Source organism: Chloracidobacterium sp. (genome assembly GCA_025057975.1).
Lineage (GTDB): Bacteria > Acidobacteriota > Blastocatellia > Chloracidobacteriales > Chloracidobacteriaceae > Chloracidobacterium.
Genome location: JANWUV010000017.1, coordinates 58,466 through 77,067 on the forward strand (window position 1 = coordinate 58,466; position 18,602 = coordinate 77,067).

Annotated in this window: 11 protein-coding genes and 1 tRNA gene; 1 reads left to right on the plus strand and 11 read right to left on the minus strand. The window is 58.7% G+C overall.

The annotated features are described in order from the left end of the window. Positions 1-11 precede the first annotated feature (11 nt). Positions 12-1,052, minus strand: a complete 1,041-nt coding sequence (locus NZ585_13630) for a hypothetical protein (protein MCS7081075.1) — start codon at positions 1,050-1,052, stop codon at positions 12-14. 54 nt (positions 1,053-1,106) lie between these two features. On the opposite strand from NZ585_13630, the gene NZ585_13635 reads away from it, so the two are divergent. After that, on the plus strand, positions 1,107-4,082 hold the full coding sequence (locus tag NZ585_13635; protein MCS7081076.1) for a carboxypeptidase regulatory-like domain-containing protein: 2,976 nt from the start codon (positions 1,107-1,109) through the stop codon (positions 4,080-4,082). A gap of 161 nt (positions 4,083-4,243) precedes the next feature. Here NZ585_13635 and NZ585_13640 read toward each other — a convergent pair whose 3' ends face one another. From NZ585_13640 to NZ585_13685, 10 genes are all read right to left on the minus strand, one after another. After that, entirely contained in the window at positions 4,244-5,884 is a 1,641-nt protein-coding gene (locus NZ585_13640) for an acyl--CoA ligase (protein MCS7081077.1), read from the minus strand. A 147-nt stretch (positions 5,885-6,031) separates the two neighbouring features. Next, a complete protein-coding gene (gene rpoC, locus NZ585_13645; protein ID MCS7081078.1) occupies positions 6,032-10,237 on the minus strand; it encodes a DNA-directed RNA polymerase subunit beta' in 4,206 nt (1,401 codons plus the stop codon). A 65-nt stretch (positions 10,238-10,302) separates the two neighbouring features. Next, entirely contained in the window at positions 10,303-14,748 is a 4,446-nt protein-coding gene (gene rpoB, locus NZ585_13650) for a DNA-directed RNA polymerase subunit beta (protein ID MCS7081079.1), read from the minus strand. A gap of 400 nt (positions 14,749-15,148) precedes the next feature. Next, entirely contained in the window at positions 15,149-15,544 is a 396-nt protein-coding gene (gene rplL, locus NZ585_13655; GenBank protein MCS7081080.1) for a 50S ribosomal protein L7/L12, read from the minus strand. A 128-nt stretch (positions 15,545-15,672) separates the two neighbouring features. Continuing rightward, positions 15,673-16,191 carry a 50S ribosomal protein L10 gene (gene rplJ / locus NZ585_13660; GenBank protein MCS7081081.1) on the minus strand — a complete coding sequence of 173 codons (519 nt, stop codon included), beginning with the start codon at positions 16,189-16,191 and terminating at the stop codon, positions 15,673-15,675. 85 nt (positions 16,192-16,276) lie between these two features. After that, positions 16,277-16,972 carry a 50S ribosomal protein L1 gene (gene rplA / locus NZ585_13665; GenBank protein ID MCS7081082.1) on the minus strand — a complete coding sequence of 232 codons (696 nt, stop codon included), beginning with the start codon at positions 16,970-16,972 and terminating at the stop codon, positions 16,277-16,279. A 68-nt stretch (positions 16,973-17,040) separates the two neighbouring features. Then, the gene (gene rplK / locus NZ585_13670; GenBank protein ID MCS7081083.1) at positions 17,041-17,466 is read right to left on the minus strand and encodes a 50S ribosomal protein L11; all 426 of its coding nucleotides are present in this window, start codon (positions 17,464-17,466) and stop codon (positions 17,041-17,043) included. 54 nt (positions 17,467-17,520) lie between these two features. Further along, the gene (nusG, locus tag NZ585_13675) at positions 17,521-18,084 is read right to left on the minus strand and encodes a transcription termination/antitermination protein NusG (protein MCS7081084.1); all 564 of its coding nucleotides are present in this window, start codon (positions 18,082-18,084) and stop codon (positions 17,521-17,523) included. A 35-nt stretch (positions 18,085-18,119) separates the two neighbouring features. Next, entirely contained in the window at positions 18,120-18,386 is a 267-nt protein-coding gene (secE, locus tag NZ585_13680) for a preprotein translocase subunit SecE (GenBank protein ID MCS7081085.1), read from the minus strand. A gap of 43 nt (positions 18,387-18,429) precedes the next feature. Continuing rightward, positions 18,430-18,505 (minus strand) — tRNA-Trp (locus tag NZ585_13685). Positions 18,506-18,602 lie beyond the last annotated feature (97 nt).

The following is an 18,602-nucleotide window of genomic DNA, read 5'->3' on the forward strand; positions in this document are numbered from 1 at the left end:
CCCACGGTAGGTCAGTCGTACAGCTTGCGTCGGTCGCGGTACCACGGCCACTTGAAGCGCATGGCGTTGGCGACGCTCCGCCCAGGATTGAGAAAGCTGCGCACCATGCCGCGCCAGAATGGATTCCGAACACGCCGCTCAAACCACTGAATAAGGTGCTTGTCCAGCGCGTCTTCGCCAACAAGCCAGAGCGTTCCAATGGTCGGCGTGATGACCAAATCCACATAGGCCATCGGGCTTTTGCCGTCGGGACGCGGCGCACGCCCGACGTTGCCCAGCGACGCTTCACTGATCGGTCCGATTTCAAACTGCGTACTATAAACCGCCGACCACGCCATCGCCTTCAGGCGACTTTTCCAGTAAGCCTTCGTCGTCGGTGCGAACTCAAGGTACTGTCCCTGCGGGTCGTTGTGGATTTGAATGTAGCCGGACGCCGCGCCCATAATCGGATGTCCGATGTAGTTGACCAAAAACGGGTCGCCATCCCGCCAGCCGCGCAGGTTGCGGATGGATTGCAGCCAGTCGCGAAAAAACGGCCCTACAATCTCTTTGCGCGTCCCATCCTCAGTCGCAAAACGCAGAATGTGCTGAAGGGCGTTGAAGAACATCGCCTGCCGGAAGGCTTCGCCCCACTGGAAGCGGGTTGGCGTTGTGGCGTCTCCAGCCGCCGGATCATTCGCGGCGTTGTTCGGAAATGGAATAAGTGCGTCCGATGATGACTTCGAGTTGGGCGCTGAAGCCTCTGGCTGCAGCGTGTTGAGCGTGTTGCGTGTTTCCGACGCCGGCGGTGGGAAGGCCTCATCACCGGCCGGCGCTTGACGCAGTCCAGGCCGCTGGGGCGCAGGTTGGTCGGCGGGTTGGTCGGAAAGGCGTGTGATCCGGATCGGCTTGATTTCAGGTGCGTCGTCCGGCGGCAACGCCTCCTGCGCCCAGACCGGCGTTGGCGCGAGCGCCAACAGCCCGACGGCTGTCAGGCAAGCCAGTCGCCCCCAAGAGCGGTTCGCCAAGTTCTGTAAAACAGATGTTACGTTTGCGCAAATCTGCATTTTCACGTGGATGTTCTCCTACCGGCTTATTTTTAGCGAACTTATATGCGAGGAACGCCTATGCGGTTTTTCAAGCGTCCGTGTGTGCGAAGTTATGCGTTGTACACCTACTGGCTTGTCGGGATGCTGCTCGGTTTTCTTATCGTTGCCAACGCCCAGTCCGAGTCGGGTGGAGCCGGCATCGAAGGTTTGGTCGTAGACCAGAGCGGCGCCGCCGTGGCTGGCGCAACCGTCGTCATCAAAAATAGGGAAACCGGCTACACCCGAACTGTAACTACGGACGCCAACGGAAGGTACGCCGCCGGCGTGTTGCCGGTGGGCGTATACGAGGTTGAGGCGACAGTGTCAGACAGACAACCCGGCAGGCGAATTGTCAAGCTCACCGTCGGCAATACCGAGTCGGTTGACCTGAAGCTGGAAGTCGCCGGAGTCAGCGAAATCATCGAGGTAACGGCCGACCAAGGCGTGGTGGATGTCCAAGAGTCGGCGACCGGCCTCAACATTAGCGAGCGGGCGATTCGAGACTTACCCATTCGTGGACGCAACTTCGCTGAATTCTTTCAACTCCAACCCGGCATCATGCAGGAGCAGGATCGCAGCGGGTTGGTTGTCGCCGGACAGCGTTCCATCAACTCGAATGTCGCCGTGGACGGCGCGGACTTCAACGATCCTCTGCAGGGCAACCAGCGCGGCGGCAATGAGGCGGTTTTCTTCTTCCCGCAGTCGGCGGTGCGTGAGTTTCAGGTTGTCCGGGCGGGCGCAAGCGCCGAAATCGGGCGCACCAACGCCGGTTTCCTCAACGTCGTCACCAAGAGTGGGACAAATGAGTTTCATGGCGAAGCGTTTTACTTCAACCGGAATCGTTTTCTGACCTCGCCGGACGCCTTCGGGCGCGACCTCGACAACCTACAGAATCAGTTCGGTGGGAGCGTCGGCGGCCCCATCAAGCGTGACCGCGTGTTTTTCTTTGCCGCCGCTGAGCAAAACTTTCTACGTGTGCCGTTTGTGGTGAGCTTCAATGTCCCGACCGGCCAAACGCTGCCGCAGGTTTTGCGTGACCTCGAAGGCGAAAAACGCGGGACGAACAACCCGACGGCGCTGTTTGTACGCGGCGACTACATCCTTAACAGCCGGAATACGCTCAACACGCAGTACAACTACACGCGCTTGCGCGGCGAGAACTTCAACTTTGAAAATGCGCGACAGACAATAGCCGAGTCGGTCAACTACGCGCGCCAAAACCGCAGCCACGGCTTCAAGAGCAGCCTTGTGACGGTTGTCACCGACCGTTTTGTCAACGAACTGCGCGGGCAAATTGCAAATGACGACCGCGACGAAGTGCCTAATTCGCAAAGTTCCCAGATTGACATCGCTGGCGTTGGGACAGTCGGCGGGGACAACGGTCGGCCGCGCACCTTTCGTACGCTTCGGTTTCAGCTTTCCGACAACGTAAGCTACACCGGCGGCCGCCATCAACTGCGTTTTGGGTTTGACTTGAACTTCAACCGCGTGCAGCAGCAGCGGGCGGCAGCCATTCAGGGGCGGTACGGCTTTACAGGCGGAAGTGCTCTGCCCAACTACCTCCGTGCGCTGGCGGGCGTCAACACCATCAACCGCTATCGCGGCTTCCTGCCCGGCACGCCGCAGGAGCCGGCGACATTTCGGGGGGTGCAGCAGGAAATAGCGGTGTTCATCACGGATAAGATTCGCGTGCTGCCGACGCTGACCGTGACGGTCGGGTTGCGATGGGAAGGGCAGTTCAACCCGCAGCCAATTGCGCCGAACCCGGACATTCCCGAAACGCAGCGCATCCCCAATGACTTGGAGCAGTGGCAGCCGCGCTTGGGTTTGGCGTGGAACATCAACGGCGACAAGAAGACGGTCGTACGCGCTTCGGCCGGCATCTTTACGGCACGGACGCCCGCGACACTGTTCCAGCGTGTCACGACGGAAAACGGCATCCTGAATCTCGCCATTGACACGAACAACATTCCGGCCGGGCCGCGGCGCAACGCGCTGCTGGCGGCGATTTTCCCCTTCTTTCCAAACGCCCTTCCGGCGCTTCCGGCCGGGTTCTCGCCAATTGACTTCCCCCAGCGCGTCTACGGCTTTGCCAGAGATTTCCAAAATCCACGGTCGTTTCAGGCGTCACTAACGATTGAACGTCAGTTCTTCAAACACTGGTCAGTGACGGCCGGCTTTATTCGCAACTCGACATGGGATTTGCAGCGGCGGGTCAACCGCAACCTGCCGCCGCCGGGCAGTCCCGGTTATATTGTGGTCGGTAACTCCGGCTACGTCTTCTTCAACACGGCGTTCCGCCCGATTCAGATTTTGAACGGGCGCAATTACGGCCCGATTCTCATCAACGAATCATCGGCGCATTCGAGCTACAACGGCGGGACGCTGACCGTCACGCGCCGCTATGTCAACCGCTTTCAGCTCACGGCGAACTACACCTTCTCGCGGACAATGGATGACGATTCCAATGAGCGAAACTTCAATCAGGAGTTTTCCATCAATCCGTTCAATCTGAAGCTGGAGCGCGGGCCGTCTAAGCAGGACATCCGGCATAACTTTAACTTGAGCGGCCTGGTGGACTTGCCCTACGGCTTCATCGTCAGCGCGCTAATTGTGGCGCGGTCAGGATTGCCCTACACGCCGATTATCGGCGATGACGTAAACAACGACGGCAACGAAAATGACCGTGCCATCATCAACGGCGTCGTCGTCGGCCGAAACACGTTTCGCCAGCCCAACTTCTTCAACTTGGATTTGCGCGTCGTCAAGGGCTTCCGCGTCGGCGAACAAATGCGGCTGGATTTTCTGGCCGAGTTTTTCAACGTGACGCGCAACACGAACAAGAACTATGACGTGGACGCGGTTGCGATTGTGGAAGGCCCGCGTCCGTTGGCGAACGGGACGCTCTCGACGGCGGCACTCAATCCGGCGGGTTTCCTACCGTACAGCGCGCCTTCGACGGCGCGGTTTGGTGGCCCACGCCAAGTGCAACTCGGCGTACGTTTTACGTTCTAGGCGCTTTCCGAAGCAAATGGGGCGAATCTACCCGCCGGGCGGTGGCAGGGAAGCAGCGCATCAGACAAGACCGTTCGCTTTGCACAGGCGTGGAAGGCGTCACCGCTGCTTCCCCTCCGGGGGCCGAAAAGCGTGTCAAGGCGGTAGGCCGCTGGAACACCCTACGGCGTAAACTGCACGTCGCGCCACGGTTCAAAGTAGGGCTTGAGCTTATTACGCTGGTACTTCCCCGTTGAAGTGACCGGAATTTCCGTGCCAAAAACGACGACTTTGGGCGATTTGTGGAACGGCAGTCGTTCGCGCGCCGCGCGAAGGATGGCTTCAGCGGTGAGCGTCGCCCCGTCTTCAAGGACGATGTAGGCTCCGACCTCCTCGCCGTACCAGCGATGCTCGAAGCCTACGGCCAGTCCGCACTTAACGCCAGGAATGCTCGACAGGACTTCGTCAATTTCAAAGGGCGACAAGTTAACGCCCCCGCGGATGATGAGTTCCTTGATGCGGCCGGTGATGAAGAAGAACGCCCGCCCTTGCGCATCGCGTTCGTAAAAACCCTCGTCGCCGCTACGAAACCAGCCATGTGCAAAGGCTTCGGCGTTGGCTTCAGGACGCTTGAAGTAGCCTGTCATAACGCTGGGACCGCAAATGACGATTTCACCACGTACGCCAGGCGGCAAAGCGTTGCCATCTGCATCATGAATCGCCACGTTACATACTGGGAGCGCTGTCCCGATCGATGGAAAACCGAAATCCCGCATCCAGCGCCGGTGCTCTTCCGGGGATAAGTCAAGCGGCAACATCGTGGAGTAACAGGTGGTTTCGCTCAGTCCATAACCGTGCAGGACGCGGACGCCGAACGTTTCTTCAAACTGCCGCGCCAGCTCGACCGTAAGCGGCCCTGCGCCGCAAATCAGATGCGAGAGACGATTGCCCTCCGAGCGCAAAAACAGTTCCGGGCGCTCTAGTAGGAACGCCAGCAGCGTCGGCACAACGCTCACAATGCGGACGCTCTCGCTTGCAATCCGCGCCCAGAACGTCGTCGGTGAAAACTTGTGGTTGAGCACTGCTGTAGCGCCGGCGACGAACGGCGTCAGGAGCGTCACCACAATGCCGTTGACGTGGTGGATCGGGAGGACGCACATCAGCGCGTCATCCGCTGTGACGCGATTCCAGTCGCGGAGCGCCTGCGCGTCAAGGAGCAAGTTTGCTTGTGTCAGCACAACCCCTTTGGGCGCACCGGTTGTCCCCGACGTGTAAACGACAAGGGCTTCGCGTTCAGGCTTGACATCCGGGGGCAGAAGCGCGCCAGCGAACGCCGCCCGCCATGCGCCGTCCTGTAGCGAAAGGACGCTGCGAACAGCCGGAAGCGCGTCCGCCAACGCCTGCGCTTCAGGAAGAAACTCCGGCAGCGCTAGAATCAGTCGCGCTTCGGCGTTTTCGACGACGAAGCGCCGACGGGGGGCGTCTTCAGTCATGTTGACCGGCGTGACGCATGCGCCCAGCGTCCAGGCGGCGCCGTACGCAATGACGGTCTCAAGGTCGTTATATGCCAGCGTTGCAACGCGGTCGCCCGGCTTAACGCCCGCCGCTCGCAGCGCGGCCGCGCCGGCCTGAACCGCCGCCCACAGGTCAGCGTAGCTCAGTGCGCGGCGCGTCCCGGCGGCGTCGTAGGCGACTAGCGCCGTCGCGCCCGGCCGCCGCGCCGCCCAAGTTTGAAGCCAGCTTCCAATAGACGGCGCGTCAAGCGTCGGCGCGACGCCCTCCCGCAATTGCTGCGCGGCCTGACGTTTTACATCCCAGTTCATACATCTCAACCCGTTCGCAGATATGATGCGGATGCGTTTACCGACAAGACTTTGAAACTAAGGCTCGGAAGCAAAAAGCGCGCGCGTGGCATGTTCCCCAACGCGCGCGCTTCGGCAAAGTAGCTTACGGTCGGAAAGCGTCCGGCGTCATTCGCTCCCTTTAGCCGCCTTCCGCGCCTGCATATCTTCTTCGACCATCTGCGACATTGCATCGTCGAAGTGATAGGCCTCGGATTCCGTACGGCTTTCCTCGGCCACAAGGTCTTTCTCGTCGCAGAGGCGAATGCGCCGGTAGTACTCCATTCCTGTGCCGGCCGGAATTAGACGGCCCATGATGACGTTTTCCTTGAGACCGCGCAGGTAATCTACCCGTCCCGAAATTGCGGCCTCCGTCAACACGCGCGTCGTTTCTTGGAAGCTGGCGGCGGAAATAAAGCTTTCCGTAGAAAGTGACGCCTTGGTGATACCGAGCAACAGTGGTTCGGCCGTCGCCGGTTGTCCGCCCGCTTCAATGACGCGGCGGTTCTCGTCCTCGAAGCGGAAACGATCCACCTGCTCGTCAATGAGGAAATCCGTATCGCCGACATCCTTGACGCGCACCCAGCGCAGCATCTGGCGAACGATGACCTCAATGTGTTTGTCGGCGATGTTGACGCCTTGCAGGCGATAAACTTCTTGGATTTCATTGACAAGGTACCGTTGCAGCGCGTCCATCCCCTGAATCGCCAGAATGTCGTGCGGGTTGAGCGGCCCGTCCACCAGCGGCTCACCGGCCTTCACACGGTCGCCTTCCTGAATGAACATATTGGCACCCTTGGGGATGGAGTACTCACGGACTTCACCGTCGTCGCCGATGATCTGCACCTTGCGCTGCCCCTTGACGACGTTGCCGAACTTCACCACGCCGTCAATTTCCGCCATCACGGCCGTCTCACGCGGTTTACGCGCTTCGAACAGCTCGGTGATGCGCGGCAAACCGCCAGTGATGTCCTTGGCGCGAGTGGATTCGCGGGGAATTTTGGCGATGATATCGCCGGGCAAGACGCGGTCACCATTGCGGACGCTCAAATTCGCGCGGACAGGCATCTGGTACGACTTGAGAAGGGTTTTCCCATCGTCCGCGATGATGTCAATGCGCGGCTGCCGCTTCTCGTCCGTCGCTTCGCGGACGATCATGCTGCGGTTGCCTGTGTTGGGGTCGATTTCTTCCTGAATGGTGACGCCCTCGATGAGATCGTGGTAGCGCACCGTGCCGGGCACTTCCGTCAGGATTGAAAACGTGTAAGGATCCCACGTCGCCAGCGTATCGCCTTCTTCGACAAGCTGCCCGTCAGTGACAGCCAACCGCGCGCCATAGACAATCTGGTAACGCCCGATTTCTCGATTGCTGCGGTTTTCGTCAATCAGAACGATATACCCGTTCCGGTTCATCGCCACCAACCGCCCGTCGCGGCCAGTGACGGTGCGTAGGTCCTCGAACTTGACGCGCCCTGCCTTACGGGCTTCGTGCGAAGATTGCTCCGATGAGCCGGTGACGGCGCCGCCCAAGTGGAACGTTCGCATGGTGAGTTGCGTCCCTGGTTCGCCGATGGACTGCGCCGCAATGACGCCGACGGCCTCGCCGAGCTCCACCATCTTGCCGGTCGCCAGATTGCGGCCATAGCACTTGGCGCATACGCCCCGCCGCGCTTCGCAGGTCAACACTGAACGCAGCTTGACGCGCTCAATGCCCCCGGCGTCCTGAATGTCGGCCGCCAGCTTTTCCGTAATCTCCTCGTTGGCGTGAACGATGACGTCGCCAGTGATGGGGTCTACGATGTCTTCAAGCGCCACGCGCCCGATGATGCGGTCGCGCAGAGGTTCGATGATCTCCCCGCCTTCGCTGATGGCCTCAACCCAGATGCCGCGAATCGTGCCGCAGTCTTCCTCCGACACGATGACATCCTGCGCCACGTCCACCAACCGGCGCGTTAGGTAACCGGAGTCGGCTGTCTTGAGCGCCGTGTCCGCCAATCCCTTACGCGCGCCGTGCGTCGAGATGAAGTACTCCAGCACGTCCAGTCCCTCGCGGAAGTTGGCGCGAATGGGTTTTTCAATAATGGCGCCCGACGGCTTGGCCATCAGCCCGCGCATGCCGGCTAGCTGACGAATTTGCTGTGCCGAGCCGCGCGCGCCGGAGTCCGCCATAACCATAATCGGGTTGAGTTCGTTGGTCAGCTTTTCAGCCGCCTTCATCGCCTCGTTCATTTCTTTGGCGATCGCCTCGGTTGTCTGCGACCACGTGGCGATAACCTTGTTGTACCGTTCACCGTCAGTAATGACGCCTTCCTCGTACTCTTTCTGGAAACGCGCTACCTCACGGTCAGCGGCGGCGATGAGCTCCGCCTTGCGCGGCGGCGTTACTAAGTCGTCAATCCCGATGGAGATGCCAGCCTTTGTCGCGTACAGGAAACCAATCGACTTGAGCGAATCCAGCATTTTAACGGTCGTTTCGAGACCGTGGTGGAGTTGGCAGTAGCTGACCAGCGACTGCAAGCCCTTTTTCTTCATCACGCCGTTGATAAACGGCATGCCTTCCGGGAGCGCTTGATTGAAGATGACGCGCCCGACGGTCGTACTGATGACCTGCCGCACATGGCGCGGCGTTGCGCGGAGCAGGTCCTGCTGATTGCGCTCCTGCTCAAGGTCAATCAGGACGCCTTCGTAGCGCAGTTTGATTGGCGACTGGGTGTTGACGATGCCGGCGTCATGCGCAATGACCACATCGTCCAGCGTCGCAAACGTCCGTCCCCCTTTCGGGTCTTCCTTGCGTTCGTAGGTCAGGTAATAGCACCCAAGCACAATATCCTGCGTCGGAACGGCGATGGGCTGCCCGTTTGCCGGCGACAGAATGTTGTTGTCGGCGCGCATCAGCACCGTCGCTTCAATCTGCGCCTCGTGAGACAGTGGAATGTGAACCGCCATCTGGTCGCCGTCGAAGTCGGCGTTGAACGCCGTACACACCAGCGGGTGAATCTTGATGGCCTTGCCCTCGACCAGCACCGGCTCAAACGCTTGGATGCCCAAGCGGTGCAGCGTCGGCGCACGGTTGAGCAGCACCGGATGTTCCCGAATAACTTCTTCGAGAATGTCCCACACCTCCGGCGCTTGCCGGTCCACCATTTCCTTCGCCTGCTTGATGGTCTGGGCGTACTTTTGTTTCTCAAGCTGGTGATAAATGAACGGCTTGAACAGTTCGAGCGCCATTTTCTTCGGCAGCCCGCACTGGTGCAGCTTGAGTTCCGGCCCGACCACAATGACCGACCGACCGGAGTAGTCCACGCGCTTGCCGAGGAGGTTTTGGCGAAACCGACCGGTCTTGCCCTTGAGCGTATCCGACAGCGACTTGAGCGGACGATTGTTCGCTCCGCGCAGGACGCGCCCTCGCCGGCCGTTATCGAACAGCGCGTCCACCGCTTCCTGTAGCATCCGCTTTTCGTTGCGGACGATGACCTCCGGAGCCTTCAGGTCCAGCAGCTTGCGCAGACGGTTGTTCCGGTTGATGACGCGCCGATAGAGATCGTTCAAGTCCGATGTGGCGAAGCGTCCGCCGTCGAGCGGCACGAGTGGGCGCAGTTCCGGCGGAATAACTGGGATCACATCCAGAATCATCCACTCCGGCCGATTGCCTGACCGCCGGAAGGCGTCCACAACCTTGAGCCGCTTTGCCAGCTTGAGCTTTTTCTGCTGCGAAGTTTCTTCGCGCATCTTCTGGCGCAGTTCTTCGGCCAACGCTTCACAGTCCACACGCTGCAGCAGCGTCTTGATGGCTTCCGCTCCTGTCCGCGCAATGAACTGTCCTGGGTAAGCGTCAAACAGCTTGCGGTATTGTTCCTCTGTTAGCAGGTCTTTTTCCTTGAGGTCGGGCATGTCGCCCGCGTCCACCACGATGTACGACTCGTAGTAGAGCACCTTCTCCAGATCGCGCAGTGAAATGTCGAGCAGATGCCCGATGCGGCTCGGCAACCCTTTGAAAAACCAGACATGCGAGCAGGGAGACGCCAGTTCAATATGTCCAAGGCGCTCCCGACGAACACGCGCCAATGTCACCTCGACACCGCACTTGTCGCAGATGACGCCTTGATACTTCCGGCGCTTGTACTTCCCACACAGGCACTCCCAGTCCGCGATGGGGCCGAAGATGCGCGCGCAGAACAACCCATCCCGCTCCGGCTTGAATGTCCGATAGTTGATCGTTTCCGGCTTGGTGACTTCGCCGTACGACCAAGAACGGATTTTTTCCGGCGACGCCAGAGAAATCCGAATGGCCTCAAAGTCGGGCGCGGTGGTTTGCTTGTCCTGGTATCTGAACATGAACACCCTCCACAGCAAGAGCGTGCCGTTTGGCGCACGTCCATAACGGCACCGGTTGACCGTCCTCAGCGCCGCGACGCAGCCGCGCTCGGCTCCGCCGCAGCCCCGTTGCTCGATTCTTCCGATCGCTTGATGAGTTCAACGTCAAGGCACAGCGACTGGAGTTCCCGCACCAACACGTTGAAGGACTCCGGTACGCCCGGATCGAAGTCGGGTTCGCCTTTGACGATCGCCTCGTAGCTCTTGGAGCGCCCGGCGACATCGTCGGATTTCGCCGTCAGAAGCTCCTGCAAAATGTAGGCCGCTCCATAGGCTTCCAGCGCCCACACCTCCATTTCGCCGAACCGCTGACCGCCGAACTGCGCCTTGCCGCCCAGCGGCTGCTGCGTAATGAGCGAGTACGGCCCAATGGAGCGGGCGTGAATCTTGTCGTCCACCAGATGCGACAGCTTCATCATGTAGATGTAGCCCACCGTCACCAACTGCTCGAACGGCTCGCCGGTCATCCCGTCGTAGAGGACGGTCTTCCCGGACTGGTTGATCATTGGGAGTTCGCCCCGCGATTCCCGCAATGCGGCGGCTTCGGCCAGCTTCTGTTTGATTTCTTCCTCCGAAGCGCCGTCGAACACTGGTGTGGCGAAGCGGACGCCAAGGACGTGCGCCGCCCAGCCCAAGTGGGTTTCGAGAATCTGCCCGACGTTCATCCGCGACGGGACGCCCAGTGGATTGAGGACAATCTCCACCGGTCGGCCGTCCGGCAGGTAGGGCATATCTTCTTCGGGTAAAATTTGCGCAATGACGCCCTTGTTCCCATGCCGTCCGGCCATTTTGTCGCCCACCGACAGCTTGCGCTTCATGGCGATGAAGACCTTGACCATTTTGATGACGCCAGGCGGGAGTTCATCGCCGCGTTTGAGTTTTTCAACCTTTTCTTCGTGGAGCTTTTGGAGAACGGCGAACTGCCGTTTTGTGAATTCCTCAAGTTCCCGAATTTCGGCGGCGACATCAATCTTCGGGTTCTGAATTTCGATTTTCTTGAGCGTCGCCAGATCAAGCGTCTTGAGAAACTCCAGCGTTAGCGTCTCGCCCTTACCGAGAACGGCGCGCTTGTTGACGAGCACATCCTTAGCGACTTTCTGCCCAACCAGCAGTTCATAAATCCGTTTGTTGCGTTCGTCTTCAAGGATGCGCCGCTCGTCTTCGAGATTTTTGCGCAGGCGTGCTTCTTCCTGTTCCTCAATCGCCAGCGACCGCTTACACTTTTCCTGTCCTTTGCGGGTGAAGATTTTGACATCTACGACCGTCCCTTCAATGCCCGGCGGACAGGTCAGAGAAGCGTCACGCACATCTCCGGCTTTTTCACCGAAGATCGCCCGCAACAGTTTTTCTTCCGGGGTGAGTTGGGTTTCCCCTTTGGGCGTCACCTTCCCAACCAGAATCGAGCCGGGCTTGACGCGCGCCCCGATGCGAATAATGCCCGACTCGTCCAGATCGCGGAGGCTGGATTCCGAGACGTTTGGAATGTCGCGGGTGATTTCCTCCGGGCCGAGCTTGGTGTCACGCGCCTCAATCTCCAGCTCCTCGATGTGGATGGACGTATAGGCGTCCTCTTGGACGAGCTTCTGGGAAATGAGGATGGCGTCTTCGAAGTTGTACCCGCGCCACGGCATAAAAGCCACCAGCACGTTGCGTCCCAGCGCCAGTTCGCCCTGATCGGTGCAGGGGCCGTCGGCCAGCACGTCGCCCTTCTTGACGCGCTGCCCAACGCGCACAATCGGCTTCTGGTTGATGCACGTACTCTGGTTCGAGCGCCGGAACTTGACCAACTGGTAAATGTCAGCCGTCACCTCGCGCGACAGCGTTCCCGGTTGGGTGGTGTCCACGCGGATGATGATGCGTTCCGAGTCGACACTGTCCACAACGCCGTCGCGGCGCGCAATGACAACCGCGCCGGAATCCTGCGCCGTCACGCGCTCCATCCCTGTCCCAATGAGCGGCGCTTCTGCGCGCAGCAGCGGCACAGCCTGCCGTTGCATGTTTGCGCCCATCAGCGCGCGGTTAGCGTCGTCATGCTCCAGAAACGGCACGAGCGCCGCCGCCACAGACACCAGCTGCTTAGGCGACACGTCCATAAACTGGATTTCTTCACGCGGGACTTCGCGGAAATCGCCGGCCTTACGCGCCGACACCCGTTCATCAATGATTTCCAGCCGCTCATTGAGGCGGATGTTCGCCTGCCCGATGGTGTATTTGTCCTCCTCCCAAGCCGAGAGGTAAAACGGATAGGGTTCATATTCGGCCGGCTTTTGACCCGGCTTGAGCGCTGCATTAGCTGCCTCAGCCTCGGTCAGTGGCAGGTGCATCCCCGGCCGCAACGCCGTATCACCGCCGTTCGTAATGCGGACGTACTCAATGACGCGCCCGTTTTCCACCTTGCGGTACGGCGATTCAATGAAGCCGAACTCGTTGATGCGCGCAAAGCACGACAACGATGAAATCAAGCCAATGTTCGGCCCTTCCGGCGTCTCAATCGGGCAGATGCGACCATAGTGCGTCGGGTGTACGTCGCGCACCTCAAAACCAGCCCGCTCCCGCGACAATCCACCTGGGCCAAGCGCCGAAAGCCGCCGCTTGTGTGTGATTTCAGACAGCGGGTTGGTCTGATCCATAAACTGGGAAAGTTGCGACGAGCCGAAAAACTCCCGCACGGCGGCCATCACCGGCTTGGCGTTCACCAGATCGCGCGGCATCGCCTGCTGCATTTCCTGGTGAATGGACATCTTTTCTCTAATGGCCCGTTCCATGCGCACCAATCCCAACCGGAACTGGTTTTCCAGCAGTTCGCCCACGGCGCGGACACGCCGATTGCCGAGATGGTCAATGTCATCCGCTTCGTAGGTCATTTCCTCCCCGTTAGGACCGACGGTGCGTCCTTTGCGCAGCTTGAGCAGGTACGTGATGACATCTACGAAGTCCTTCGGTGACAGAGTTTGCTGGTCGAGATTGGCGCGTTCGGGATGGCCCATCTTGATGTTGAACTTGAGCCGGCCGACCCGTGAGAAGTCAAACTTCCGGGGGTCGAAGAACATCCCGTAGAAGAGATTCCACGCCGTAATGATCGTAGGTGGGTCGCCGGGCCGCATCTTGCGGTAGATTTCCAGCAAGGCGTCCACCGGCCGGCGCACTGAATCCTTTTTGAGCGTTTGTTGCAGAATAGCTCCGATGTCGTCGCGTTCAGGAAAGTACACTTCAAACCGTTCAACGCCACTGGTGAGGAGCTTTTCGTACTCCCGCGCCGTCAGTTCTGTTCCAGCTTCAACCAACACTTCACCGGTCGCGCCGTTTGTGATGTCGCTCAAGGCGACCGCGCCGGCGAGATCGGGTGTACTGACCGCAACGTGCGTTACTCCGGCTGCAGGCAGCGTCTTGAGGTGTCTGGTCATGAACTTCTGTCCTGGCCGGAGCAACGTCTCGCCAGTCTCAGGGTGCTTGACGCCGCCGGTGATACTCATGTCAAGCAGCAGCGGGCTGACCGGAAACCACAGCGTGCCGTCGCGGACCTCAATCGCTGCCACACTGTAAAACTGGCGAAGGATTTCCTCATCCGTACAAGTCGTCGCTTTGATGCGTTCTTCTACCTGAGCGTCCGTATAATCACCGCGCTCAATGCCTTCCAGGTCCAGTTTTTGGATCAGCGCCAGCGCCCGTAAAAAGATCGTCGCCAGAAATTTGCGCTTCCGGTCAATTCTGACATAGAGCAGATTTTTCTGGTCATATTCAAACTCAATCCACGAACCACGGTACGGGATAACTTTGGCCAGATAGATTGGCGATTTCTCAAAAAACACACCGGGACTACGGTGGAGTTGGGAGACGATGACGCGCTCCGTACCGTTGATGATAAACGTCCCGTTTTCGGTCATCAGTGGGATGTCGCCGAAGTACACATCTTCATCAACGAAGTTACGGAGCGTCCGCTGGCCGGTCTCTTCATCCTTGTCCCACAGCGTTAGACGAATCTTGACTTTGAGCGGGACAGCGTACGTCATGCCGCGCTCCTGACACTCGCGCACTTCATACTTGTGCTTGAGACCGACCGGTTCGCCGCACACGTCACAGGTAGTGACGATGTTTTTGTTGGCGGCGCCGCATGCCCGGCAAATGACATCCTCGCCGGACAGTGGGTCTACTTGAATCACGGCGCCACAAGCGTGGCAGTTGGAGCGCAGAAACTGAAGGCCCTCGTTTTTGCCACACTTGCATTTCCACTCACCGATGGAGTATTCGACAAAACTTAACTGAGCTGTGTCACGAAAATCCTTGATGGGAAAAACCGACTTGAAAACCGCCTGGAGGCCGATGTTTTCGCGCTCTTCAGGCAACTTATCCATCTGGAGGAAGCGATAGTAAGATTCGCGTTGAACCTCGATCAGGTTTGGAATGCGAATCGCCGTCTTGATTTTTGAAAAGTCATGACGCGCCTGTGTTCCCTTACCGTTACGCGACAACATAAGCCAGAGACAAGCCTTTCCGCGTCACGACAGTCGCCGGCCGTCGGCGGGCGCGCTGCGCTCCACCCACCGAAGACGAGCGCCGTTGACGCGAGTTGGAAGGAGCCAAAGGATTAATGGATTTAGTTCTCCCCAGGAAGACACCACAACCGTAACCGATTGGCGTTCGGTGCAAGCGAAGGACAGCGCGTTCATCCGCTGACAAGGCCTAAGCACGCGCGTTTGTTCCGTAGGAAAATACAGCGTTGCGAACCCACGTCGGCGCAGGCATCGCTTGCCGCGAAAGCAGAACCTGCCGACTCGTTCAAGTAAGCCTTGCGTTCAAAAGGGTTAACATGTCGCCCAAGCCGAAACTTGGGCGACGGCGGTCGCCCTGTCACTCGGAAAACAGCGACTATAGCTACTTGATCTCGACGGACGCTCCCGCTTCCGTCAGCTTGGCCTTGATAGCTTCGGCTTCGGCCTTTGGGATGCCTGTCTTGACTGGCTTCGGTGCGCCGTCCACCAAATCTTTTGCTTCCTTCAGGCCCAGCGAGGTGATTTCGCGAACCACCTTGATAACGTTGATCTTATTGGTACCGGCCGCTGTGAGAATGACATCAAACTCATCCTTGACTTCTTCGGCTGGCGCGGCCGGCGCGCCGGCAGCCGCTGCACCCGCCACAGCAGGAACGGCGACAGCGGCAGCCGCCGCCGAAACGCCGAACCTGGCTTCCATCAGCTTAACGAGTTCGGCAGCTTCTAGTAGGGTTAGTGAGCCGATTTGATCGACAATAGCCGTCAACTTCTCCGACATGCGTGTTCCTACCTTTCTGGACTGAAACGTGAAGAATCAAAAAGATGTGCAGCTACCGCCGCGACCAAGAACCGATGTTGATATATTCCGCTGCGAAGGGAGCGCCCACGGCTTAGGTTGCGCCGACGTTATTGAGATTTTTGATCGCGCACTTGCGCAAGAACCACCGCTAGATTGCGCGCCACGCCGCTGGTCGCCGCCGCGATGCGCTGCGCCCCGGAGTTGATAAGGAACATGATGCGTCCCAGCAGCTCCTCACGGGACGGCATATTGGCCAGCGCCTCCAAATCTTTTTCGCCGACGGGGCTGCCGTCCACCACCGCCGCTTTGAAGGTGAACTGTTGGTATTCCTTGAAGAGTTTGAGCAGCGTCTTGGCCGCCGTGACTGGGTCTTCCGGCGCCAGCGCTACGGCGGTTGGTCCGGTGAACTGCTCATGAATCCGTTCGAGGACAGTCCCCTTGGCGGCTCGGCGAGCCAGCGTGTTTTTGACGACCTGGTAGCGGACGCCGGCGCGGCGCAGCTCATTGCGCAGCGCCGTGTCTGATTGCACGGTCATCCCTTGGAAACCAACAAGAAAGGCGTGGCGCGTCGCCTGAAACGCCGCCGCCAGTTTCTCGATTTCCGCCCCTTTTCTCTGTCGCGTCATGGTTTTGCTTTTATCCTCAACGTACGCCGCCGTCCGAACCCGACCCAACCTGCAGCCGGCCTATTTCACCTGAATCTGTCCAACATCAGCTCTGGTATTCGGTCGGCGCTAGTGGTACAGCCGGCCCCATTGTTGAACCACAGTAGGCGGCCCGGACGTACCGCCCTTTGGTGGAGGTCGGCTTAGCACGCAGTACCGCCTCAATCAAAGTGCGAATGTTTTCAATGAGTTTTTCCGCCGGAAACGATACCCGCCCGACTGGAACATGAATGACACCGGTTTTGTCTACGCGAAACTCAACCTTGCCAGCCTTGACTTCTTGGACAGCCTTACTGACATCAAACGTCACCGTCCCAGTCTTGGGGTTTGGCATCAAACCGCGTGGGCCCAGCAGCTTGCCCAATGTTCCAACGGATTTCATCATGTCCGGCGTAGCGATCAGGACATCAAACTCCATCCAACCATTCTTGATGCGGTCCACGAAATCTTCGCCGCCTACGGCGTCGGCGCCAGCGTCGCGCGCCTCAGCCTGCTTTTCACCGGAAGCAATGACCGCCACCCGCTTGGTTTTGCCGAGACCATGGGGCAGCACTACCGTCCCCCGCACCATTTGATCCGCCTTGCGCGGATCAACGCCAAGCACCATGGTGACTTCTACTGTTTCATCAAACTTTGCGTAGGCTATACGCTTAATGAGCGGTACGGCGTCGGCTAGCGTGTAGAGCCGACTTGGTTCAATCTGCGCCAAGGCGGCGCGGTATTTTTTCCCCATGCGTCCCATTGACGACTCCTTTCAGGTACAAGCGCGACCGTTGCGTCGCTCCCTGAGCCTTTGGCGATAAACCGCCCTTACTCTACAACTTCCAGCCCCATGCTGCGGGCGGTCCCTTTGACTGACCGAATCGCCGCTTCCAGCGAAGTGCAATTCATATCGGGTAACTTGATTTCCGCAATCCGACGCACCTGTTCCATCGTCAACTTACCAATACGTTCCCGGCCGGGACGCGCTGCACCACTGGTGATACCCAATGTCTTCTTGATGAGGTCTGGGACAGGTGGTGTCTTGGTGACAAAGGTAAAAGATTTGTCCGCATAGACCGTGATAACGACCGGGATTTTGAGGTCACCCATGTCGCTCGTACGCGCATTAAACTGCTTGCAGAACTCCATGATGTTGACCCCATGCTGTCCTAACGCCGGCCCAATCGGCGGCGCTGGATTAGCCTTGCCGGCCGGCACTTGAAGCTTGATATACGCCGTAACCTTTTTCGCCATGTGCTTTGACGCTTACCTTGCTTTGCCGTAGCCGTTTGATGCGGCTGCAAGCCCTTACGACTCTGTAAAGTTGGGTCTTTCTACACCTAGAAAATCAAGCTCAACCGGCGTCGCCCGACCGAAAATCGTTACCATGACCTTCAACGTACTACGTTCCGCATTAACTTCCTCAACGACGCCAGTAAAGCCAGTGAACGGGCCGCTGATAATGCGCACCGTCTCACCGGGCGTGTACATGATCTTCGGCTTCGGACGGTCTGTGGTCTCCGTGACATGATTAATGATTTGATTGACTTCTTCCTCGGTGAGCGCCGTGGGTTTTTGTCCGCCGATGAAGCTAGTGACTTTGGGGGTGTTCTTTATGGTGTGCCAAACACGCTCCGACATTTCACCGGTTTGGTCATCGGTTTCAATCTGCACCAGCACATACCCCGGAAAAATCATCCGCGAGGTTTCCACCCGCTTATTACCGCGCATTTCAACGACGGTCTCCGAAGGAATGAGCACTTCGGTCACTTCATTTTCCAAACCGTAGGCTTTGAGGCGAGTCAGGAGGCTTTCGCGCACCTTCTTCTCATAGCCGGAATATGTGTGAATGATGTACCAGCGTTTCGCCATACGAAGCCTTTTCAGTCGCCGTGCCGTTCCCGGCTTCAGCTCAGCCACTTTAGGATGGCGCTCAGGATGCGGGTTACCACAACATCCACCGTCCACAAAAACACCCCAAAAAAGGTGACAATGCCGATGACAATCAATGTTGTGTCATAGACTTCCTGGCGCGTCGGCCAAACCACCTGCTGCATTTCCGCTCGCACGTCCCGCAGAAACTGCACGGAGGACGACCACCAGTTTGTCACCTTCGACACCAGCACAGAGGGCTTGGCTTCTGCTGCTGGAGCCGTCTCAGAAGCGCGTTCCATCAAAACTCCCTGAGCGCAAAATCAGCTGTTGCGCCCCTCACAGTGGCAGGGGTAACAGGATTTGAACCCGTACTTTCGGTTTTGGAGACCGACGTGCTAACCATTAACACCATACCCCTACAAATCCCGGTTGTGTGCTTACTCGATAATTTCGGAGATGGTGCCGGCGCCAATCGTGCGCCCCCCCTCCCGAATCGCAAACCGCAGCCCTTTCTC